Here is a 24,351-nt window from a genome sequence, read left to right as displayed (position 1 = left end):
ATGAGTAATTGTCAACTACTTCCTCTTAATGCACCAACGGGTGCCGGTGATAAAAAGTTTCTCGGTAACCTGATTGGTGGCGCATTAGCCCTTGCTATCAGCGAGCATGCTAACACCTATAATGATCATACTTTACTGGTTGTGCCAGACCCACAGCTTGCACTTAAACTTCAAGGTGAACTAGAACAGTTCTTTCCAGGAGAGATTGCTCTATTCCCTGACTGGGAAACCTTGCCATACGATAATTTCTCGCCACATCAGGATATAATTTCTGATCGTATTGCACGGCTATACGCCCTACCGCAACAGTCAAAAGGGATCACTATCGTTCCGGTAAGCACTTTGTTGCAAAGGCAAAGTCCTCGCGATTTCTTAATGCAACATACCTTGATGGTAAAAACTGGTGATTTGTTTTCACTGGATAAACTACGTCTACAGCTAGAAAACTCTGGCTACCGACATGTAGACCAAGTGTTTGGTCCCGGTGAATATGCAAGTAGGGGTTCAATTCTCGATCTCTTCCCTATGGGAAGCTCTGCGCCTTATCGCATTGATTTCTTTGACGATGAAATCGACACTATTCGCACCTTTGACCCGGAAAACCAACGTTCCATCGAAGATATTAGCGAGATTCGACTCCTCCCAGCTCATGAGTTTCCTACGACAAAAGACGCGATTGAAGAGTTTCGTGTTCGCTGGAGACAACAATTCGACGCAAGGCGCGAACCAGAGTCAGTCTACATGCAGGTAACAAAAGGCACTTGGCCAGCGGGTATAGAGTATTGGCAGCCTCTGTTCTTTGAGCATACTGAAACGCTATTTGATTACATCAGTCAAGACTCCCAAATTATTGCGGTGGGTGATATTGAGTCCGCCATAGATACCTTTTTGTCTGACGTGGAAACACGTTATGAGCAGCGAAAGGTCGACCCTTTGCGCCCACTGTTAGAACCGAGTGCGCTTTGGCTGCAAAAAGATGAGTTCTATTCACAGCTAAAAGCCTATCCACAATTGCTGTGCTCCGTTGATTCCGTGGATGAAAAAGCAGGACGCGTCAATGCTCCCGTCGAGGCACTTCCTGATTTAGCAGTACAGCATCAATTAAAAGAGCCGATGGCTCAAATCCGTCAGTTTACTGAGCAGTACGCTGGTAAAGTGATTTTCTCGGTGGAATCTGAGGGCCGTCGAGAGGCGCTGCTTGAATTACTTCATCGCATAAAACTGAGGCCACAAGAGAAAGAACATTTTCTCGATGCGCTGAAGAGTGACGATAAGTTCACACTTGTTATTGGTCAATGTGAACATGGTTTTGCTTATCAACAACAGTTCGCTCTGATCTGCGAAAGTGACATGCTCGGCGATCGCGTTATTCAACGACGCAAGAAAGAAAAACGCTCGATTAATAGTGACACGGTCATTCGCAACCTTGCTGAACTCAAGCCAGGCCAACCCGTTGTTCATATTGACCACGGTATTGGCCGCTACGTCGGCTTGCAAACACTTGAAGCGGGCGGCATGACGACAGAATACGTCACACTCGAATACCAAAATGATGCCAAGCTGTACGTCCCTGTCGCGTCACTAAACTTAATCGGACGCTACTCTGGTGGTGCGGAAGAATCGGCACCACTCAACAAATTAGGCAGTGAATCTTGGGCTAAAGCCCGTAGAAAAGCCGCTGAAAAAGTGCGTGATGTTGCGGCAGAGTTGCTCGACGTATACGCCAAGCGCGAGTTAAAACCTGGCTTTAAATTCAGCTTAGATCGTGACCAATATGCGACCTTTAAAGCTGGTTTCCCATTTGAAGAAACTGACGACCAAGCACAGGCCATCAATGCTGTCATGTCTGATATGTGTCAGCCTAAAGCCATGGATCGTTTGGTTTGTGGTGATGTTGGCTTCGGAAAAACAGAAGTCGCAATGCGCGCAGCATTTGTGGCAACCGACAACGGTAAACAAGTCGCAGTGCTGGTTCCTACCACACTGCTGGCACAGCAGCATTTTGAGAACTTCCGCGATCGATTTGCCAACCTGCCAATCCGTGTTGAAGTCTTGTCGCGCTTTAAATCGGCCAAAGAGCAAAAAGCCATCCTACAAGACGTCGCCGATGGAAAGGTGGATATTGTCGTTGGCACCCACAAACTGCTCTCTAGTGACATTCGGTTTAAAGATCTTGGCCTACTCATCGTTGATGAAGAACATCGATTTGGTGTGAGACAAAAAGAAAAAGTGAAAGCGATGCGAGCCGATGTCGACATTTTGACCTTAACAGCAACGCCTATTCCACGAACGCTGAATATGGCCATGAGTGGCATGCGCGATCTTTCCATCATTGCTACACCGCCAGCGAGACGTCTTGCCATTAAGACCTTTGTGCGTCAAAGCGAAGACAGTGTTGTACGCGAAGCAATACTTCGTGAAATCATGCGGGGTGGTCAGGTCTATTTCCTCCACAATCAGGTTGAAACCATTGAAAAGGTAGCGGCAGACTTAGAAAAGTTAGTCCCCGAAGCACGCGTCACAGTTGCCCACGGCCAGATGCGTGAACGTGAACTAGAGCGAGTTATGAATGATTTCTATCATCAACGTTTTAATTTACTAGTATGTACGACCATCATTGAGACGGGCATCGACGTGCCAACTGCCAACACCATCATCATGGATCGTGCTGATAACCTTGGCTTAGCGCAGCTTCACCAGCTTCGTGGACGTGTGGGTCGCTCGCACCATCAGGCGTATGCTTATCTGCTGACTCCTCATCCAAAAGCCATGACAAAAGATGCAGTGAAGCGATTAGACGCTATCGCCTCGCTAGAAGATCTTGGGGCCGGCTTTACTCTAGCGACTCATGACCTTGAAATTCGTGGCGCTGGAGAACTTTTAGGGGATGAACAGAGTGGCCAAATTCAGTCCGTTGGATTCTCACTCTATATGGAAATGTTAGAGCAAGCCGTGGAAGCGCTAAAAGAAGGCAAAGAGCCCTCTTTGGACGATCTACTTCGCGAACAAACCGAAGTGGAATTACGTATCCCCGCTTTGCTCCCTGATGGCTACATTCCGGATATCAATACTCGTCTATCCATGTATAAACGAATCGCAAGCGTTGTAGATAACGAAGAGCTCGACGAGCTAAAAGTGGAACTTATTGATCGATTTGGCCTGCTGCCGGATGCTGCCAAACACCTTCTTGCCGTCTCACAAATGAAGCTTCGTGGTAGAGCGCTGAAAGTTAAAAAAGTAGAAGCCCATGATAAAGGTGGCTATATTGAATTTTATCCGGATGCTGACATTAACCCAGCCTTCTTGGTTAAACTACTTCAAGCGCAGCCAACAAAGTTTGCGATGGAAGGGCCAACTAAGTTCAAGTTTATGGAAGCGTTAACCGATAGGCGTAAACGCTTAAGCTACCTCAATAACATGCTTGACGAGTTTGAAGCCAATCAACTTCCGAACGCATAATTGCTTACAGCTGCAACGATTTTTCACCGTGAAATGTTTCAGCAACGTCCTGTATTAATTGATATAATGGGATTGCACTCAATGATAGTGGCAATCAATGGAGAAACAATGAAAAAACTGATCCCACTGCTACTCCTATTGGTTTCTATGCCAAGTTTGGCGCAGAGACAATTTGATATAGAAGTGATCGTTTTCAAACGTGCGGTAAACCCTGAAAAAGTAAACGAGTCTTGGCCAAACACTATGCCGCAAATAGACTTTAGCCGCGCTGGTTCAATGAACGATGCCAGTTATCGCGCGTCGAAAGGCGTTCAGATGCTGCCTTACTCTTCATACCAATTGAATGATGAAGCGGCAAAACTAAAAAATCATGCAGGCTATACGGTGCTTATGCACAAAGCATGGCGTCAAGGCGATAACGGTAGAGGCTCTGCTCCAATCTTCCATATTCGTGCAGGGAAAGATTACTCAGCTGGTTTTAATGCCGATGGAACAGAAAAGGGCAGCAACAGCAACACCACAAGCCCGGTTGATGGCGTAACGGAAGTGGCCATTGACAAACCGTTGTACGAGCTTGACGGTAAACTACAGATTTACGTGCAGCATTACTTGTATGCAGAAGCCCAACTAGACCTTCGCTCGCCAAGCACCAAAGAGGTGATTGTTACTGATTCCGTCACGGCAACAGAACCGATGGAACCGTCTGCAGACAATTCTGTAGCGACGGGGACTGAAGACAGTAACGTCATTGCTGGCAACTTAGAGGCCATAGAGCCTCAACGTGAAGTTCAAACCTTTCTTAAGGACTATCGATTTGATCAGAAACGTCGCATGAGAAGTAGTGAAACACACTACCTAGACCATCCGTTAATGGGCATGATCATCCAAGTTCGAAGAGTGCAGAACTAATCCAGAAAGGGCCTGAAATACGGCCCTTTTTTCATTTCTTCTTCCGTTCCAAGGCATTATGAATACGCATTACACCATCTACACAAAAAGATTATGCCTTCGATTAATGGATCTTAACGATGCCGAGCAACTGGCAATTGCAATCCAAGAATCTCCCTCGTTGCATCAATGGATAGATTGGTGTCATAAAGACTTTACTCAACATGAAGCGATGGAATTCATTGGAGCGACTCGAGTTAACTGGGTGAAAGCCGTAGCATTTGGCTTTGCATTGTTTGACCGAAAAACCGAACAGTTTCTGGGTATGGTGGCGCTCAATGAGTTTTATCATACCTTCAATATGGGAAGTCTTGGCTATTGGCTAAGAGATGATGCTCAAAAGCAGGGTTATGCCTTGGAAGCGCTCGATGCGTTGGTGGAATTCAGTTTTGCTAATTTATTACTCACTCGCCTAGAAATTGTTTGCGACCCAGACAACTCCGCTAGCCATAGACTTGCTGAACGTATCGGAGCAACCTACGAATGTTTAGCGCAGAATCGCTTTGTTTTTGATGGTAAACCAAAAGCAGGACTAGTCTATTCCCTCATTCCTCCCACCCGCTGAACCAGTGAATATGAGATAAAAAAAGAGGCGCTTTTCAGCACCTCTCGTTGTTACTAGGTATTAGTGCAATTTCAAGTTTGGTCTCAATACACGGTTAATACGACCAACCAACATCATTAATCCGGTCTTTAATACACCATGTAACGCCACCTGGTGCATACGATAAAGCGAAATGTAAACCACACGAGCGATTCGGCCTTCCACCATCATAGAGCCCTTGGTTAGGTTACCCATTAAACTGCCTACCGTTGAGAATCGGCTCAATGATACTAATGAGCCGTGATCATTATATACGTAAGGCTTTAATTCTCTGTCTGTCAGTTTAGCAACGATGTTACTAAACGCACGGCTCGCCATTTGATGTGCAGCTTGAGCACGTGGTGGTACGAATTTACCATCAGCTTGGGTACATTGAGCCAAGTCACCGATAACGAAAATATCATCATCACGCGTGGTTTGCAGTGTGTCTTTTACTACTAACTGGTTGATACGGTTAGTTTCCAAACCGGCAATGTCTTTCATAAAGTCTGGCGCTTTGATTCCTGCCGCCCAAACCATTATTTGTGCTGGGATTTTTTCACCATCTTTCGTAGTTAAGCCATCTTTGTCCGCTTGAGTCACCATAGTGGCAGTGCGAACGGTTACACCCAGTTTTGTCAGTTCAGAATGCGCTGCGCTTGAAATACGTGGAGGAAGCGCTGGAAGAATACGCTCACCCGCTTCAATCAAGTTTACGTTCAGCTTACTCGAATCCAGATCACCGAAACCATAAGTACGAAGCTCTTTGACTGCGTTGTGCAGTTCGGCAGACAGCTCTACCCCTGTTGCACCAGCACCAACGATCGCAATATCGACAGTGCCGTGACCATTTTTCGCATGCAGTTTTAGGAACTCATTGTTCATTTCTGTACGGAAACGGTGTGCTTGTTCTGGGCTATCTAAGAAGATGCAGTTATCGCGAACACCAGGAGTATTGAAGTCGTTTGATGTTGAGCCAATCGCAAGCACTAAGATGTCATAAGCGATCTCGCGGCTTGGCATCAATAGCTCATCGTGCTCATCTCTCAATTCACTTAACGTAATACTTTTGCGCTCACGATCAATCTCATTCAGGCTGCCCATTTGAAAGTCAAAATGGTGGTTTTTCGCGTGAGCACGATAGCTTAGCGCATCAACCCCTTCGTCCAATGAGCCGGTCGCTACTTCGTGCAGAAGTGGCTTCCATAAATGGCTTGCTTTACGATCAACAAGCGTAATATTGGCGCGCCCTTTACGTCCAAGTGTTCGGCCTAATTTGGTCGCAAGCTCAAGTCCGCCTGCGCCACCACCAACAACGACAATATTAGTCACAATGGCTCTCCTAAAAAGTGAAATTTGAAAGTTAGAAAATGGTCTTACATCCCGCCCAAGGCGAAATGCTTAAAATTTGGTCATTATGCGCAAATATAGACTCCAAGTGGCAGCCCCTAGCGCGGTACAATCATGGTTTCACTTCACAAATTTGTTCAAAATCGTCTTTGTTTGAACATCTTAGGGCAAGTTCTCTTCTTGCTCTCAACTTTTTTTGATATTTATCAAATAATGTAGAATGGTTTTATTATATAGGGCAAATCAATGTCCGCAACTATTCAATGGAATTATTTTTGTTAAGTGAATTAAATGGCCATTTGTTAATCGATAGTTCCATCACTAAAAACGGCTCCTCAAAGGAGCCGTTTTTAACTTCATAATTCAAGGTCAATACCTAGGGCGTTACCGTAACTAATGCATCACCTGTGACATTTTCAAATGATGCAGTGATGGTAGCAGTACCCGCCGAAATGCCACTGACATATTGCTTGGATGGGTATGCAACATCCATGTCTGAACTGCTCCAAGAGACATATTTGGCGTAGTTCTCAACACGACCATCAGAGAAAGTGACATTAACAGTTACCTCAACAGTATCACCGGTAGCAACCGTGATATTTTGTGGCACAATTTCTACCTTTGTCGTTGTGGCAGGATAGGTTTGCGTTTCAACAAAATCTGTCATGCCTTGGTATGACATCGTAATCGTCGCGCGCCCTCCTTCATAAACACCTTGCGCTAAACCCGCCTTGGCATTTCCGGATTCAATCGTCGCGGCAGTGGTATCGCTGCTCGACCACTCAGCATCTAAGGTAACATCTTTGCTCGACCCACCTTGATAGTATGCAATAGCATGGTATTGGAATGGTGTTCCCGAATAGAGGATGTCCTGTCTTGGTTCTATTGCGACTTGTGCTAGAACTAGAGGAGCAACCGTGGTAGTCACCTCATCCTCAACCCCATCAAACTCAGCTTTGATCTGCGTGCTGCCTGCGGATAACGCTTCACCATTACCTCCTAACTCCCCTGTGGTGACCACTTGAATCACAGTAGGGTCACTAGAAGACCACGTCGCTTTTGAAGTTACATCTTCATCAGGCAAGCCTTGATGATATTTAGCAATCGCCTTATATCGTCCTACAGTTCCTTCTGGAACTGTCTCATTGTCCGGCGTAACGACTAGCTGTCTGATATATGTGTCAACAACACTAACCTGACCTGCTCCTTCGATGTTTTGATAGATCGCATACACTTCACTGTGACCCGCAGATTTTCCTTCTATCAACCCCGTCGTATTCACGGCAAGTTTATCTCTCTGTTGCACCCGCCAATCACTTAGCGCTGTTACATCTTTAAATGAAACCTTATTAGTATTAACGTCTTTGTATACTGCATAAGCAGTAAGTTGCTTTGTATCCCCTACTTTGACCATGGAATCGGCAGGCTCAACGTTCACGCCTAAGTAGGTCAGGCTACCAACCACTACTTCCGCGTTTGCCGTTTTACCATAATAGGTCGCGATGACTGACGTTTGTCCAGAGTTTAAACCTGTGACTAATCCTTCTCTAAAGCGCGCGTTATCTACATGGGCAACCACATCATCAGCAGTCGTCCAAGTCACACCATTCGTCACATCCGTCACGGTTTTGTCTGAAAATACCGCTGTTGCTTTATATTGCTGTAGATCTTGAATGTTAATGGTAGCTGTAGCTGGCGTAACCTGTAACTCCATCAAAATTGGCTCGGTAACTATCAACGATGTCGACACGGTAATTGACTCAAAAGTCGCGCTGATTTGGGTTTCCCCTGTAAAAACGGTTGAAGCCATCCCATCAGTACTAATTGTCGCTACCGTCGTCATACTGCTTTGCCAACTGGATTCTAAAGTTACAGTCTTACTAGTACCATCTGAATAGCGAGCATGGGCCTCATATTGTACTTCTAAACCCAGTGGTACGGTCTCATTTTGAGGACTAATAGTAAGTTCAACCAAGCTTGGGGCAACGACGGTGACACTCGAAGTATCACTCATGCCAGAGTAGGTAGCAGTGACGACTGCATTACCAATGTTCAAGGCACTACCTATCCCCGCGTTAGCGGAGCTGTTATCAACATTGACCACTCTTGAATCCGAGCTGCTCCAATTAGCGCTAGATGTCACATCAATACTGCTTCCATCACTATAGATGGCCGTTGCCTCGAAATGCCCATTTGTGCCTTTTGGTACTGTAACGGCATTTGGCGTCACTTCTAGGTGATCAACTACCGCCGCGGTAACCGTTAAACTTGCTTCACCATTAAGACCCAAGTACTGCGCGCTGATTGTCGTTTGACCAGCAATAAACGTCACCGCATTCGCAGAAGCATCTATAGAAGCAACATCGTTATCCGAGCTTTGCCAAACAGACAGCAAGGTGACATCTTGCAAGGTTCCATCTGTGTAGAGCGCATCCGCATGATACGGTAAGCTCAATCCCGCAGGAACTTTAGTAATGGCCGGAGACACAATTAACTTAACTGCCGTTGCAGCTGTTACAGTCAACGTTGCCTGACTCAGTTGCCCCCCGTAACGAGCTGAAATAACAACATTTCCCTGTTCAACACCCGTCGCTTTTCCCCCTGTTATTCCTGTAGAAGAAATAGTAGCAATATTGATATCCGAAGAAGTCCAAGTTGCTATCTGAGTCACTACTTTACTTGTCCCATCAGAGTAAAACGCAGTCGCTTGATAGTACTGACTCTGACCATCTGCAATAGTGGCGCTAGCAGGCGTCACTTGCAGCCCTGTTACTACCGCTTGAGTGACAGAAAGGTTCGCGGTAGCGCACTGTCCTAAATAACATCCGCTGATCTGGCTAGTTCCTTGCTCCTCTCCTTGTGCCACGCCAAAGGCGTTAATGGTAGCGATATCAGTATTGTTCGATTGCCAGCTACTCAAAGTGCTGATATCTCGTTTGCTTCCATCTGAATACTGGGCAGTAAGCACATAACTTTGTGTCGTTCCTTTTGGAATCGTCGAATTAGCAGGTGATATGGATACCGAAGTTAGCGTTGCATTACTTACCGTGATCATGCTGCTCTGCTCCATACCGCCAAATTTCGCCGTGACACCCGCTTGGCCTAAAGCTAAACCATGTACCGTTCCGGCGCTTATATTACCGGTTTCAACGTTTACTAAACTCTGGTCCATCGATGCCCAAACCGATTGCAGAGTTACATCATTCGATGACCCATCACTATACACAGCAAAAGCTTGTAGCCTAGTTTGATGCCCTGCAGGTATAGTCACCTTGTTTGGAGCTACCACCAGCTCTGTTAGTTGAGCTTGAGTCACATTCAATAAAGCATCCGCCTGTTGGCTGGCATAAGTAGCCGTCACAACAACATCACCACTCTGATAACTATCTGCCAGTCCTTTTTGATTAATAGATGCCACACTGTTGTTGGAAGATTGCCAACTTGCCAGCTCAGTTACCTCTCGACTTGTCCCATCACTAAATAAAGCGAACGCCTGATACTGCTGAATATTACCCGCCGCTACGCTGGCTTTTGCTGGTGTCACCACCAAATCGGTAACGGAAACCTGAGTCACGGTCGCAGCTGTACTATCGGAAATGGTATTACTCGTTTTCGAGAATGATGCGATGCCTTGATAGCTTGCGGTTATTTGGGTTGTGCCGATCTCGTTCGCCGTCGCCAAGCCGCCATCTGTGCCATCTGTGCCATCTACTACAATTGAAACTGCTCTACCATTTGACGAATTCCATGTGGCTAATTGCGTTACGTCTTCACTATGCCCATCTGAATAATACGCGGTCGCAGTGTATTTACCTGTGGTACCCACAGGCTTCGCCAGATTTTTCGGGGTGACCTGTAAACTCGATACAACCGCATTGGTAACGTTCAAATCCGTTTGTACCGACTTACCTTGATAGCTAAAACTGATCTGAGTTGTACCTTGAGATAACGTGGCCGCATTACCGCTTTGTGAACCTATCGTTGCAACATTAGCAGTGCCACTTTGCCAGTTACCGAATTTAGTCACATCTTGTTGGCTTGCATCAGAGAAGAGCGCCATCGCTTGGTACTGAACCGCGATACCTGCTGGAACCGTCTTGTTTACAGGAGAGATAGACAACGAATCCAAAACCGCAGAGGTAACCGTTAGTTCCGATGAAGCTTGGTAGGTTTGATACTGAGCGTTGACCGTCGTAATTCCGACTTGCTTTCCGCCAACAAGTCCGCCTTGTGTGCCATCAGCGACAATCGTCGCAATAGAGGAATCGATAATACTCCACTGTGACAACGCTGAAATATCTTGAACGCTGCCGTCAGAATAATTCGCTATTGCTTGAAACTGATACTGTGTCCCTTTCGCTATCGCCTTGACCGGTGGCACAACAGCGATACTGGTAATATAAGGTGCACACGGATTATCTGGCCCACCGCACTCACTGGTTGGAAAGCCACTATTATCTCCATTACATGCCGCCAAAAAGAATGTCATCCATAACACACATAAGCGATAAAGTGTTTTTGTCATCTGCATGAGTCACTCTTTAGTTTTGATTAGTACTAGACGGGGTAGTCATTTCTTCGATATGAACGGTCACTCTTCGGTTCATATGACGATGTTCCGTTGTGTCATTAGGAACAACAGGAGAGTCTTCTCCATAACCAGCAACCCTTAGTTGCTCAGTACTTACGCCCGCATGTTTTAGGTACTCATAAACCGCATTTGCTCGACGCTCGGACAAGCTTTGGTTGTACTCATTCGGTCCAGTAGAATCGGTGTAACCATATACGGTTGCACGAGTTTCAGGATAGCGAGTTAATCGATAGACAATAGGGTTAAGCGCCTCAACATTCTCGATTTTTTCGGAGTCAAATGCGAAGAGAACCGAAGAATGCAGCTCTGGCAAGCGCGTTGTTATTATTGGAGTAACTGGTTTGGCCTCGGTTTGAGTCTCTGGCTTGGAGTCTTCTGCCGAGCTAAATCGATACACAATACCTAAAGTAGCTAGATGCCCGTTACTTCCACCAAGTTTGTCGCTGCCAAGCGCATTGACATATTGGTACTCTACTCTGCCCGCCCAATGATTTGAGAAGTGGTATTCCAAGCCGACACCAGCTGTTGGAGCCCAACCGTCATCTGTTAGAGTTCTGGTTGGTCCGCTATTCTTACCTTGCCAGTAGAGTGTGCCCGCTTTTGCAAACGCGTCCAAATTGTCGGTCACAGGAATACGACCTACAACTGACATTTCTATGCCTGACATAGAACCCGCATATTGGTTGACTTTACCACCTTCTGGATACAAAGCTTTCGCTTCACCAAAATCGAGGTAGCCTAATTCTAGTCCCCAGTGCTGCCAAACCTGATAGCCAATAAAGCCCCCTAACGCAACATCAGTTCCATCACAATCTACCGCCCATTCTTCACAGGCATTTTGGTATTTCATTACACCTAGTTTTCCTCCTAGGTACCAATGCGATGAAAAAGCGTCACTGTCAGCCGACGTTTCATCGGCGAGGACGTTAAAGCTGAGCGATACAACTATCGCTAAACTGAGTACTTTATGAGTAGAAACCACTGCTTCCTCCGTTTTCGTCTAATACGAGCGTGAGGCAGGCTACTGAAGAGTGTGAGAATGACCTTGTAAGAGTAACCAACCTAAATTAACTGGGCGTACCATAATAAAATCTTAATGTTGTGTGAAAGTTGTTACCGTATTGAACAAAAAAAAGCAGCGAAATCCGCTGCTTTTGTAAAAAGTAGTACACGCCACTCGGACGTTTCTTACATTACGATTCTTTAAACGCCTTCATTGTTTGAAGGTGCTGAGAGATCTTTTTGAATTTATGTGTTTGAGTTTCATCCCACACTACATCGTAATAATCTTTAAGGGCATCCGCCGTTTTTTGGTTATCGTGAATTTCGTCTTCTTTGGACAAAATGACCATACAACGACCCGCATTTTTACTGCGGAACTTTTCAACACACTTAGTGGCAATGTCTTCATATTCTTCTGGCCGATCAATACGACCTTGCATATTTACTTCAGGGTGCAAATTGGGGTTGAAGATAACTTGTTTAATGCCACATAAGAAGCCTATGCGCTCTGACCAGTAGCCTCCCAGACCTACACCGCAAATAATCGGCGCTTCATCTTTTGACTCTTGAACCAGCTTGTTCACTTCTTTAAGAAGGTGCTGCATATCATGCTTGGGGTGAAGTGTGCTGTAGTTGACGAAACGAACGTCTTCGTCAATGAATTGCAACTGAAGCACTTTTTCATGGTTGCCTGGGCTTGTTGAATCGAAGCCGTGAAGATAAATAATCATAGTACCTCTCAATCCGTCCTTATTGGTACGCTTTCGTTAAATCTACCACGAAAGCCCTAGTTTCATAGGGGGTAAGATGATTTTTCAGAAAAGATAACGTTAAACAGTGATCCCCTCAACATAATCGTAGATAAATAGCCTCAGCTTCGACTAAAAAACCATCATCTTGCCACACCTGCGCTGCAAGTAGATACCAGAGCATAGCCATCATCTGCGAGTGTCTTTGCCAAATCTCCACATCCTTTTGCCAAGATCTACTATCTATCGTGGGCTGGTGCTGTTTGTAGAGTTCAATTCCTGTAACGACATCCATTTGAAGCATATCCAAGGTCATTGTTAGGTCCAGAACGGGGCTGGCAATTGCAGCATATTCCCAGTCAATTACCGCAAGGCCCGTTTCAATCTGCACTAAGTTATGAATGCCAAAATCAAAATGACAAAGCGCTTGTTGCGCACAGCTTAATTTTGGTAGCGTTCGAAGGCTTTCGTAGATCGGACGAAAGCGCCGCTTTAGAACAGAATCGTCAAGCTGAGACCAGTAATGATCCACTTTTTCTTGGTAATCAAAACGTCGTACCTGACTGATAGGTTGAATGGTATGGATATTCGCAAGAAGCGCGATAACCTTTGAATGATCGTCTAACTGACTAACAGGAATGCCATTACACCAACTGAGCGCGATACCCTTTGGGCCGCGAGCGATGACTTTGTTAGTAGGGAGGTGTCCGGCAACCGAGTTCAAAACCTCAGCTTCATTGTCGCGACTGATATCAAATGACTGACATAGCGATGAGTTGGCACGCCAAATCACCCAACCATGAGATGGAGTCAATACACGCCACGCCCGATTTGTCAGGCCGCCAGATAACGGAAGTGCCCCTAAGGGCACTTCGTTTAACAAGGAAGATAATCCAGCCAAATCTGGTGATTGCTGGACCGCATCAATCCAATTAAGCATTGAGCGCTTGTTATAGACCTAGTACTGAACGAGACTCTTGCTTACGAATTTCAGTTTCGTCAGCCCACTCAATCAGACCCGTTTCTAGATCCATAAGACGCATTGTCATTTTGTAGTATACGTCTTTATCGCTGCCCGCTTCTTTAACGATACTACTTAGGTTACCGTAAAGCATATATTGCGCACCAACCATTTTACCGAATTGGATAGCTGTGCTTTGGTTCACTAGCTCATCATTGTTTTGGAAGTTAAGCTGTTCACGTACAGACTCAACACGATCCATATCTACGAAACGGAACTTACCAGAGTTCAGCATTTTGGTGCTGATGCTGTCAGTGATAGACTCGGTATCAATGTGCTCCGTTGTTTTGTTCTTGATACGTTCAACAAATACAATTGGGCGACTGTCGCGCGTGATTGCCGCAACTGAACCAGACATCAGCATGCTATCAACCATATCACCAGCGATCTTCTGTAGGTCAGTTGAACCGAAATCGATTGTTGTCGTTTCAGTAGCTTGCGCGTCGCCGTAACTTACTTTATTTGAACAGCCACCGAGAATGACAGCCAAACCCAACAAAGCAATAATACTTTTTTTCATTTTGTTTCCTTAGTCTTACTTACTTTCCAACGGGTGGAAATTACTCATCCGCTCCGCGCAATTGCACACGGAATTCTTTACCATTAGGATTTACAGACACCTCAGATAGGGTAATAGTTTCATCACCGCGTAAGATGGCTCTTTTCCAAGGGGCTTGTTTAGTATTTACTTCGAGTCCTTGCGCATCATACCAATAGAATCGATATTGGATGATTTGGTCCGTAGATGTCGTATTAGACAATCGCACCACGCCTCTCGCATGACCATTGGTATCAATGGTCGAAATATCATCAATAGAGAATTTTTTACCCATTTGTGCGTCACCATAAAGCACAGCCTGAGTTTGGCCTTCGATTTTGATCCCTGAGGTTTTACTTGAAGCACAGCCAAACAGCGTCAACAGCACACCAATACTCACTAACCATTTTTTCATTACATTCTTCCTAATTGTTTATGCCAAATGGTGGCATTGCCGCCCTGGCGCGACACCCAAACCAAAGTGGTTTGTCTGTCTCTCACATCAAAAGTATAGTCTTGACCATCTAACGTCATTTTGTGGCTGCCCGCTTTAACGATTTGACTTGCACCGTTCACGACACCCGGTAATGTTTGCCAACTCCTAGTATCAGGCTGTTCCGTCAAGGTGTTCCACACGTTGAAGATAAGGTTACCGACATCATCGTCTTTCGCCGTACTCTTACGAATTTGGTCTTTGGCATACACGCGCAGTGCTTGTCGCAACAAGATGGTCGGCATATTCTCGGTAAGCTGCTGCTGCGCCATTAAATTAGTATCCACTAATTCATCCGACTTCAGGGGCTTACCATCCAACATAATATTCGAAAATTTAGGCATCACCGCTGGAACATAATACGGCAGTGCCACAGTATACAACGCAGTATTACCTTGGCTGTCATAAACTGGCAAAGTCAGATTCCAAGATTGCATGGCGCTCACAACCCCCTGCTCTTCGAGCAGGATGACACGACCTTCACCAGCTTTAACACCTGGTCGATCACCATATTGCTTTTTAAGCTTCGCAAGATCTTGATTCCGACTTGAGCGTTTAGCCACACGAATTACCGCGTCGATAACGGCTTCGTTATCTGGTGCAACGGCAAGTGCGCGAGTATAGTCAATATAGGCCCCATTGAGGTCATTCGAAGCTTCATACATCAAGCCTGACAAAAACAACAAATAGCCATTTTGAATCGCTTTCAGTTGATTTCCCGCATCAGGATAACGCGACAACACCGACCCTAAATTAGGTGATAACCCCTTCTGCTTCATTTCAGCTTCAGCAGAACGTAAGTCTTTCTCTCGCGCTTGGCGAGCACGCTGTTGAACTTGGTTTGCTCGACGCACCTCAACCAGAGCACCCTCTAGGTCGTTTTTTTGAATATAGTTGAGCCCTAGATACAGGTGTAAATAACCGAGTTCATAATCTGGCGGTACATACTCAGTAATATTGTCATTGACCGCTAAAGCACCAACACTAGTCGCAGTGTCAGTAATAGAGATAAGCGCCTTATCTTGCTGAACTCTAACGGCCTTATCACTAACTTCAAGCGCTGATTTACTTTGCGGATAGGATTGGTTTAAGAACTCGACCCTGCCGCGCTCAAAATTATCCAAGATATCACCCGCAACGACATCTTCAGCTTGAGGCAATGCAGCCTGCGCTTTTTCATATTGGCCAGTTTTCACCGCTTGATACACCACCGTATTCTGCTGGGTATAATGGCTAAACAGATTACCTGCACTTAGTCCCGCACAAGCGGTAAGTGATGCAGCAAGTACGACGATGAGTGCGTGTTTAACGCTACGTATTAACATATGTTTTGAAGAGAATAGATACCTTTAGTGAGGCTTTGACAATTACGTTAGTACTAAGTTGCCAAAGCCTCTCGAAATTAGCTCATCAACAATGGGCCAAGTGGGCGACCACCAACGAGATGCATGTGAATATGGTACACCTCTTGACCGCCGTGAGAATTACAGTTGACGATCAAACGATAGCCATCTTCTGCAATACCTTCATCATGGGCGATCTTCCTTGCAACGGTGAACATACGTCCCATCATTGCTTCATCATCAGTTTCAACTTCATTAACAGTGGGAATCAGTTTGTTTGGAATGATCAACACGTGGCTTGGAGCACGCGGATTGATATCACGAAATGCGGTAACAAGATCGTCTTGATACAACACATCGGCAGGAATTTCTTTACGAATAATTTTGCTAAAAATGGTTTCTTCAGCCATGAAGTTCTCCAATTACCAAACCAATAATACTGACACAGGATCGCCAGCACATACTTACTTTAGAAGTATGCACTAAGGTCTATAGAATCACAATTTAAAGCAAAGCCAACATAGCTTGTTGTTTTCACTATTGTTCGATTCTCAACCTCTATCTCGCTAGAAGTACTTTTTTGAGATAACACTTCACGCCAAAACCTTGGCTTTTATTACATTTTTGACGAGTGCGTCATAAAACGTAGCACGACAAGTCATATATATTTCAGTTTTTGTTATTTGTAACGATAAAGAGACAAAAGCGCCAAACCTCAATTCCGACCTGATGTTACGAGTGGACGGATAGTGCAAGGTTTAGCGCAAAGCGTCCAGTTAAATTTTGTATGATTTTTGTATTGCTGCAACATTACTAGGGAGAGATATATGCAGGGTTCCGTTATACGGAGGATGTACGCTGGGTTCACGCTCATCGTCATTCTTTTTGTTATCACCATTATGATTATGCTCAGTGGCATGAACCAAATTCATCAGTATTTTGGCTCTGTTTCTAAGTCCTCTCTCCCACTAGTTTCTCTTTCGAATCAAACCAGTGTGCAATTGTTGTCTGCGGACAAATCCTTCAAAGATTTCCTCACTACGCAGAACGAAGAAAGAATGACTATCCGTCGCGAAGAGTTTTCCGCTTCAATGGAAGAGTTTGGTCGTGACTTAGAACAACTTGCTAGCGCTAGTGCCGGTTTCCCTGAACTAGAAAACCGAATTGGCGAACTGCGTGAGGTTCAAGCTCGCTATAGCGAAGAAGCTCAAGAAGCAATGGATAACTACCAATCCATGTTCTCAGCTCAAGAACAAGTTCAACTCTCCACACGACGATTCCAAAAACTCCACTCAGACCTTTCTGTTGGTATGAAAGAGTATGTAGATGACGCGTCGAGTATTTCTGTCAAAGTGATGGCAAAAAGTTACTTTATCAAACTAAAAGACGCCGAACTCATCACTTCAGATGCACTAGCCAGCAGCGATACCGTCTTCGTTCAAGAAGCCGTTAATAAAAACCGCAAAGCCGTCACTCACCTTAACTACGCTTACCGCGGCTTAGTTACGCAAATGCCAGAGTTGAAGAAAGTGTTTGAGAGCTCTGTGGAACAATTTACCAAAGATGTCGGCCAGAAAGGCGGCGTGTTAGACCAACATAATAATTATTTGATCGCCAGAGCCGCTCTGTATCAAAACATCGAAAACCTGGCTCTGGAAGTAGACGGTGCGATGGCGACACTTAACGGCTTCACCGAAACTGCGACAGCCAATCTAAACCAATCTCTTGAACAAGCAGGCACTATCTATGACGAAGGCGTAATAAAAGCCATTGGTATAGGTGTGGTCGTTGTCTTAATTGCAGTCGGTATTGGTTACCACATTGCGCAAAGTGTACGTCAACCACTGAACAGCACACTCAAAACACTAGAAAGCTTAACCGAAGGCGACATGACGCAGCGCATTGAAGTGAAATACAACAATGAGTTCCGTCGTCTAGGCAACCACATTAATACGCTTGCAGACAGCCTGCACAACGTGTTGGTCAAACTGAATGATGCATCGGACAACCTCACTGATACTGCAAGCAACAACCAAAGCACGTCTTTGAGTGCGCAAAGCCAACTTAGTGCGCAGCGTGAGCAAACCGCTAACGTCGCGACGGCAATGACCGAAATGTCTCATTCAGTACAGGAAGTGGCAAACAGTGCGCAAAACTCGTTAGAGAAGGTACATCAAGTCGAATCGGCCTCTGAATCTGGTCGTCAAATCATGAGTACCAATATCAGCACCATCAATCAGTTGGAGCTTCGTCTTAATGAATCGGTTGAAGCGGTTGGCGAACTTCAGAAGATGAGCAGCCAAATTGGCAGCATTTTAGATGTCATTCGCAACATCGCTGAGCAAACCAACCTACTCGCCCTCAATGCTGCTATTGAAGCAGCACGTGCAGGCGAGCAAGGACGTGGGTTTGCAGTGGTGGCAGACGAAGTTCGCGTACTAGCTCAGAAGACCACTGAATCTACCACTGAAATCGAAACTATGATCAGTAACTTACAAACCAGCTCTAAGAGTGCAGGACAAGTCATTGAAAGCTGTATGAAGGATATGGAACTATCGGTTGAGCAAGCCTCTACCGCTAATGGAGCCATGGAAGAGATACAAGCGTTGATCATCGAAATCAGCCAAATGAGTACGCATATTTCTCAAGCCGCAGGCGAGCAAAGTGAAACTACCGTAGATATCGCTAAAAACATCGAAGAAATCAATCATATCGCCGATGAAAGCTATCAAGCCATGTCGCAAATCGCGGCAACAAGTGAAAGCTTAACTAGCCTAGCCAATCAGCAAAGTGAACTAGTACACCGCTTCAAACTTTAGTTTTCGTGTAAGAAACACGTAAATTCTCCCCTGAAGAGCAGGTTTCGTTGAGACCTGCTCTTGTTTTTTACAAGTAACGGCATTATATCTGAATTATGGCTTGCTTCACTTTTCCATGACCTTTGATTTTGAAAGCCCAAGTTTCGATATCAATGACGAATGTCATGCTCTCATTTTCTTCAGCAAGCCAATAGTTGAAGGAAGCTATAATGGCCGTTCACGTAGGCATAATTGATCAAGATCCCATTCGTTTGGTAACTCCTTTACTGGATGACCGAACCGTTAGTCGTCACATCATCTTTATTGGTGACGAATCCCAATTTGAAATGTATGAGCGTTTGAGCTCAGTATTGGCGGAGCGCGACATTACTGCAGAATTTTATGAAATTCCCAATATCGTCAATACGTCTGTTATCAAACAATCCATTCTCGGTTTAGCTAAGCAACTTAAAGAAAAGAATGTCGAAGTTAAATTGAATGCCAGTTGCGGCTTAAGACATCGACTGCTTTCTGTCTATGAAGTATTCCGTACCTTCCATTGGCCAATCTTCGTTGTTGAACCGAACAGCGATAAGATGTGCTGGTTATACCCGGAAGGCGCAACTGATGCGCAGGTACAAGATCATATCACCATTGGTGATTACCTCACGATTTTTGGTGCTCGTGGTGAATTTACTGACTACGATCTTCCCCCACAACTTGACAGAAAACTTTATGAGCTGGGTGAAAAATGGGCGAGTAACGCACTGGAATTAGGTCCGGGTCTAGCGACGCTAAACTACTTGGCAACCACGTGCCGAAAAGAACAGAAACTCGATGTTGAGCTTTCCGAAAAACAACAAGGTTATCGCGAACTCAATATGCTACTTAGCGATTTGGTAGAATCTGAAATAGCGACTTATGACAACGGCATTTTGACCTTTATCAGTGAAGACGCACGTCGCTTTTCCAATGGGGAATGGTTAGAGAACCTAGTTCATAGCACGGTCAAACAAATCCAAGACGACTTACCGACCATTCAAGACCGTTCTTTGAATGTTCAAGTATACCGTCAGCTTGGTGAGCGAGAAGTTCGCAACGAACTGGATGTCGCATCCGTTGTAAACAATAAATTGCATATTATTGAATGTAAGACCAAAGGTATGCGCGACGATGGTGACGACACTCTATACAAACTGGAATCGCTGCGTGACTTGTTAGGTGGCCTGCAAGCCCGTGCCATGTTGGTTAGTTTTAGACCGCTACGTCACAACGATATTACTCGTGCAGAAGATCTTGGCTTAGCACTTATTGGACCGGATGAGTTGAAGGATCTAAAACTGCATCTAACCAAATGGTTTAAAGGTGCCGGCGGTATCGATGAGAAAGCTCACCTTTCTTAAGCAGATAGAAACAGAAAAAGCTTGGCCATCGCCAAGCTTTTTTACTTTGATTTTGCGTTTACGCTGCAGCTTGTTGCTGCTTATGCTTTACCGACGCTTTGTGTTTCGCGCCAACAATGACAATACATACATATGCAGCAATCGTCAGGGCTAAAATAGCAAATGGCAACGCCGCCCAACCAAACCCATCTACAGCAACACCACTGATAACGCTACCAGCAGCAAAACCTAATGAGATGAAGAACATCATTAAGCCTTGAGTCAGACCGCCACCTACTACGGTCAAGCGAGCAGCAATCGCTGGTGAAATCATATCGGTAATAGTGATACCTTGCAGATAAATCAGGAACAAGCCTAGGGTAATAATGTAGTGCACACTCATTCCGGCTTCAGCTATCACGTAAAGCAAACCAATCACGACGATAGAAGCAATCGCTGACACTTTGAACAAGCTAAGGTTGCCGTAACGTGCCACAAAGCGCTCAGCCACGATTAAGATAAACAGGCCCACAACTGACGCCACCGATAGGTTAGCAGCAGAGAGAGATTGCGCGACACCGTAAGCGTTTTCTAGTAAGTTCGGATATTGAGCCTGAAATGCCCCTTGTCCCGCACATAGCAAACCAACGGCAAGTAGGAACAAACCGAAATTTGAGAATAGTGATTTTGCTAGACCAACGTCTTCTTTGCCACCGATATCCGCTTCGGCACTCGCCTCTGCGTTATCTAGTACTCGTTGAGCTGCGGTTTTATTGGTAAACATGGTTATAACCAACAGCACAGCAACAATCGCCATCATAACGCCAAAACGTTGTTCGTAAGACCAACCTAAATCAGTGATATATGCCAAGGCTACACCAGATAATAAAGCACCAATGATAAGCGTTTGAGCCATACGGCCAAGCTTCATCGCTTCAGTTTTTGTATCGTAGCCCGCAAACGTAATAAAAACAGGGTTGAGCATAAGAAGAATAGCTGAGCCAACACCGAAACATGCAGCACCCACTAACATCAATGGAAAGCTTTCACCCGCGACGACAAAACTTGTCCCAGCAAGCAGATAACAGATCATACCGAAAAGCTGTGCATGTCGATGCGCTTTGTACTTATCAGCGAGGCCTCCAATAATTGGAGCGGCAAGACCCGCCATACCAAATACTGCCATTGCCAGACCCGCTTGAGTCGCACTACCAGTACGAGCAAGAATAAAGGAAGGCATTAACATAGGAATAAACACGATTTGCACAATGCCATAAGCAAAGTGCGCGGCAAACCAGCCCTCTAAGCCAAGTTTTTTCAACATGATCACAGACCTCAATAGATCATTACCCTTAGTGTTGTGGGTAATAAATTAAACCACAGCAAAAAGATCCGTTTTCTACTGAGCGAATAGCTAGCCCACGCCAAATCTAGGTAAATTATCAACTGAGTAAACACTCTGTTTGACCCGTTGTTAACCATAAAAATACTGGGCTTATTTATAGTGATGATAATATCAGCCTACCTACAAAGTCGTAATAGCCCAAAGCCTCCAGTGTTAAGCCCACACTTCTCTCAGCGTCAAGTTTGTTATACTCTAATCATGCTGACAGAAAGAATAGTTGTCATCTACCCAGTCGTGTTGGGTATATACTTTGCCGCTAATTATTAAGGTAGGAGTTTGCCTTATGAATCTCACCAAACTTAGAGTGTTTGCGTTAACTGCAGAGCATGGTTCATTGACCAAAGTTGCTAATATTATGGGTAAAACGCGCACCTCACTAAGTATGGCGCTATCCAGTTTAGAAGATGAATTGGGTGTAGAGCTGTTTGAACGGACTCGTAATCGTCTGGTATTAAATGACGCGGGAAGTGCTTTACTGCCCGATTGTCGAAACATCCTCAATATGGCAGAAAGTCTGTACTCAAAAGCCGAGCAGTTTCGACAAGGTGACAGTGACAAAATACGCATCGCCTATGACGACACACTACCGTCTTCATTCTGGCGAAAACAACTTGTTGCTTTGTCTGATGAATTTCCACATGTCTCCCTGACCGTAATCAAAGCCTCCAGTGCCGATATCCCGACACTCGTTCGCGAAAATCACGTAGATCTTGGCTATGGTTTGGTCTTTAGCTCAGGCGATGACCCTCAAGTTAAGGTTCGTGCTCTGCATCGTATTCGAATGATGGCGGTATGTTCCCCTAAGCATGAATTGGCTAAACTCACCAACGTAACCAGTACCGACATCAGTGCCCATCGGCAAATCGTGCTTTCTCACCTGTTTGAAGAGATTCATCAAGATTTTCGCCCTATTTCGAGTAGCACAATGAGCTTTTCTAATTACCAAGAAGTATTGGATGCGGTTATCGATAATTTAGGTTGGGCGATCATTCCTGAGACATTGGTAAAACAAGAATTACGCCAAGAACATTTAGTGGTCGTGAAGCATCCGAACGGCATGTATTTTGAGAGCTTTGGCGAGATGTCACGCCCGAACGATCATGCGGTAGAGACAAGACAAGCACTGATCGATGGCATCGAAGAAGGTATCTACGACTTGTTTTAACTATCCACTTTCATAAACGAGAAAAGCCGAAGCAAATGCTTCGGCTTTTTCGTTTCTCGATTGGGGTAAACCGATTAAACGATGCGCAGACCGCCTTGAGCGATTGCGAAACGACGTGCACGAGTGAACGAGTACGCGTTTGTAATACCTTCACCAGTTGGACCAGCGATTGTGAACGTTGAAGTACCTTCAGCGTTGTAACCTACACCAGATAGTGTTGGACCGTTGTGTGCGAAGATAGTTGTGTTAATAGCACGACCGAACTTAGTTACGTTCTCGATATTGCCAGAGTAGATACATGCAGAGTGTTTGTTACCACGTTCCGCAGCAACAGCGCGTTCGATAGCTTCGTCGATGTTCGCACAACGAACAACTGGAAGTACTGGCATCATTTGCTCAACGTGTACTAGTGGGTGGTCGTTCTCAACAACCATAACCGCTAGACGAGTCTCAGACTCAACACCGATAGACTTAAGGATCTCACCAGCGTCTTGACCAACGTGTTGCTTAACTGGATGCCATACGCGAGCAATTTCTTGCGCAGTACATGGCTTAGCACCATCGATTTCATCCATAGTTAGGATTTGTGCAGTTAGCTTCTCAGCTTCTTCTGCAGAAAGAACGTAAGCACCCGTTGCTTCTAACTTAGCTAGGAACTCGTCAGCTACTGAATCTTCAACGAAGACTTCTTTCTCACCGATACATAGTAGGTTGTTATCGAAAGATGCACCGCCGTAAACGCCTGCCGCAGCTAGGTCTAAGTTAGCAGAAGCGTCTACGATTACAGGTGGGTTACCCGCGCCAGCGCCTACACCTTTCTTACCAGATTGTAGGATTGCTTTAACTAGACCTGGGCCACCAGTACCTACTAGCATGTTTACTAGTGGAGACTTAGCGATTTCGTTAAGAGTTTCTAGCGTAGGCTCTTTAACCATAGTAACTAGGTTAGCTGGGCCGCCTGCTGCAACGATAGTCTTGTTGATCATGTCAATCATTACCGCAGAAACAACTTTTGAAGATGGGTGAACGTTGAACGTTACCGCGTTACCAGACGCTAGCATAGAGATAGCGTTGTTAACGATAGTTTCAGTTGGGTTAGTTACAGGAGTAACAGCACCGATAACACCGTATGGTGCACGCTCTTCTAGAGAGATACCGTTGTCACCAGACCATACTTTAGTTTCTAGAACTTCAGTGCCCGGAGTCTTAGCAGCAGTTAGCTGGTGCTTAGCGATCTTGTCTTCAACACGACCTAGTTTAGTTTCTTCACGAACCATTTTCGCGAAGTCTTCAGCTTTAGCTAGAACCGCACCACGGATAGCAGTAAGGATAGCTTCACGGCCTTCTTTGGTAGAGTTAGCGTAGAATTCAACTTGAGCTTTGTGAGTTGCTTCGATTGCTGCTTCAACAGTTTCGAATACACCTTGTGCGTTATTGATATCGAATGACATTTTAATTACCTTCTGTAAAGTATTCAGTGGCGAGCCACTTCTACAGAGCAGGTTGATGACCTGCCCTAATCTT

17 protein-coding genes are annotated in these 24,351 nt (G+C 45.2%); 6 read left to right on the top strand and 11 right to left on the bottom strand.

Translation table 11 applies throughout. The annotated features are described in order from the left end of the window. The 3 genes from mfd (at position 1) to L2W36_RS04335 (ending at position 4,972) form a co-directional block, all read left to right on the top strand. Entirely contained in the window at positions 1–3,459 is a 3,459-nt protein-coding gene (gene mfd, locus L2W36_RS04345) for a transcription-repair coupling factor (RefSeq protein WP_236109421.1), read from the top strand. Between the two features lie 108 nt (positions 3,460–3,567). After that, positions 3,568–4,368: a peptidoglycan binding protein CsiV gene (locus tag L2W36_RS04340; RefSeq protein WP_236109420.1), complete on the top strand. Its 801-nt coding sequence runs from the start codon at positions 3,568–3,570 to the stop codon at positions 4,366–4,368. A 58-nt stretch (positions 4,369–4,426) separates the two neighbouring features. Continuing rightward, a complete protein-coding gene (locus L2W36_RS04335; protein WP_038223390.1) occupies positions 4,427–4,972 on the top strand; it encodes a GNAT family N-acetyltransferase in 546 nt (181 codons plus the stop codon). 60 nt (positions 4,973–5,032) lie between these two features. Here the strand turns inward: L2W36_RS04335 and L2W36_RS04330 are convergent, their stop codons facing one another. The 9 genes from L2W36_RS04330 to hinT all read right to left on the bottom strand — a co-directional run bounded on the left by L2W36_RS04330 (position 5,033) and on the right by hinT (position 16,487). After that, positions 5,033–6,322 carry an NAD(P)/FAD-dependent oxidoreductase gene (locus L2W36_RS04330; RefSeq protein WP_031497041.1) on the bottom strand — a complete coding sequence of 430 codons (1,290 nt, stop codon included), beginning with the start codon at positions 6,320–6,322 and terminating at the stop codon, positions 5,033–5,035. Positions 6,323–6,716: 394 nt separating this feature from the next. Then, complete coding sequence (locus tag L2W36_RS04325; protein ID WP_236109419.1) at positions 6,717–10,871, bottom strand: Ig-like domain-containing protein; 4,155 nt, start codon at positions 10,869–10,871, stop codon at positions 6,717–6,719. Positions 10,872–10,881: 10 nt separating this feature from the next. Then, on the bottom strand, positions 10,882–11,913 hold the full coding sequence (locus tag L2W36_RS27415) for an outer membrane beta-barrel protein (protein WP_236109418.1): 1,032 nt from the start codon (positions 11,911–11,913) through the stop codon (positions 10,882–10,884). Positions 11,914–12,124: 211 nt separating this feature from the next. Continuing rightward, on the bottom strand, positions 12,125–12,664 hold the full coding sequence (gene ycfP, locus L2W36_RS04315; RefSeq protein WP_006072986.1) for an alpha/beta hydrolase YcfP: 540 nt from the start codon (positions 12,662–12,664) through the stop codon (positions 12,125–12,127). 115 nt (positions 12,665–12,779) lie between these two features. Next, a complete protein-coding gene (locus L2W36_RS04310; RefSeq protein WP_062462861.1) occupies positions 12,780–13,622 on the bottom strand; it encodes a phosphotransferase in 843 nt (280 codons plus the stop codon). Positions 13,623–13,632: 10 nt separating this feature from the next. Further along, positions 13,633–14,223, bottom strand: a complete 591-nt coding sequence (gene lpoB, locus L2W36_RS04305; RefSeq protein WP_006072984.1) for a penicillin-binding protein activator LpoB — start codon at positions 14,221–14,223, stop codon at positions 13,633–13,635. 40 nt (positions 14,224–14,263) lie between these two features. Further along, the gene (locus L2W36_RS04300; protein ID WP_006072983.1) at positions 14,264–14,656 is read right to left on the bottom strand and encodes a YcfL family protein; all 393 of its coding nucleotides are present in this window, start codon (positions 14,654–14,656) and stop codon (positions 14,264–14,266) included. Next, complete coding sequence (locus L2W36_RS04295) at positions 14,656–16,059, bottom strand: COG3014 family protein (RefSeq protein ID WP_236109417.1); 1,404 nt, start codon at positions 16,057–16,059, stop codon at positions 14,656–14,658. Before L2W36_RS04295 ends, L2W36_RS04300 begins: the two co-directional genes overlap by 1 nt. A gap of 77 nt (positions 16,060–16,136) precedes the next feature. After that, the gene (gene hinT, locus L2W36_RS04290) at positions 16,137–16,487 is read right to left on the bottom strand and encodes a purine nucleoside phosphoramidase (protein ID WP_006072981.1); all 351 of its coding nucleotides are present in this window, start codon (positions 16,485–16,487) and stop codon (positions 16,137–16,139) included. A gap of 417 nt (positions 16,488–16,904) precedes the next feature. Here hinT and L2W36_RS04285 point away from each other — a divergent pair, with 417 nt between their 5' ends. Both L2W36_RS04285 and L2W36_RS04280 read left to right on the top strand, forming a co-directional pair. Next, positions 16,905–18,896, top strand: coding sequence for a methyl-accepting chemotaxis protein (locus tag L2W36_RS04285; protein ID WP_038229553.1), 1,992 nt, complete (start codon positions 16,905–16,907; stop codon positions 18,894–18,896). A gap of 209 nt (positions 18,897–19,105) precedes the next feature. Further along, positions 19,106–20,278, top strand: coding sequence for a DUF1887 family protein (locus tag L2W36_RS04280; protein WP_006072978.1), 1,173 nt, complete (start codon positions 19,106–19,108; stop codon positions 20,276–20,278). Between the two features lie 58 nt (positions 20,279–20,336). Here L2W36_RS04280 and L2W36_RS04275 read toward each other — a convergent pair whose 3' ends face one another. Further along, positions 20,337–21,581 carry an MFS transporter gene (locus L2W36_RS04275; RefSeq protein ID WP_236109416.1) on the bottom strand — a complete coding sequence of 415 codons (1,245 nt, stop codon included), beginning with the start codon at positions 21,579–21,581 and terminating at the stop codon, positions 20,337–20,339. Positions 21,582–21,945: 364 nt separating this feature from the next. Here L2W36_RS04275 and L2W36_RS04270 point away from each other — a divergent pair, with 364 nt between their 5' ends. Beyond that, positions 21,946–22,827: a LysR family transcriptional regulator gene (locus tag L2W36_RS04270; RefSeq protein ID WP_006072976.1), complete on the top strand. Its 882-nt coding sequence runs from the start codon at positions 21,946–21,948 to the stop codon at positions 22,825–22,827. A 74-nt stretch (positions 22,828–22,901) separates the two neighbouring features. Here the strand turns inward: L2W36_RS04270 and L2W36_RS04265 are convergent, their stop codons facing one another. Continuing rightward, on the bottom strand, positions 22,902–24,278 hold the full coding sequence (locus L2W36_RS04265) for an aldehyde dehydrogenase (RefSeq protein ID WP_006072975.1): 1,377 nt from the start codon (positions 24,276–24,278) through the stop codon (positions 22,902–22,904). Positions 24,279–24,351: the final 73 nt, after the last annotated feature.

The sequence above is a fragment of the Vibrio sp. McD22-P3 genome (assembly GCF_021568915.1).
Classification (GTDB): domain Bacteria; phylum Pseudomonadota; class Gammaproteobacteria; order Enterobacterales; family Vibrionaceae; genus Vibrio; species Vibrio mediterranei.
This window is presented reverse-complemented; position numbering and strand designations above follow the sequence as displayed.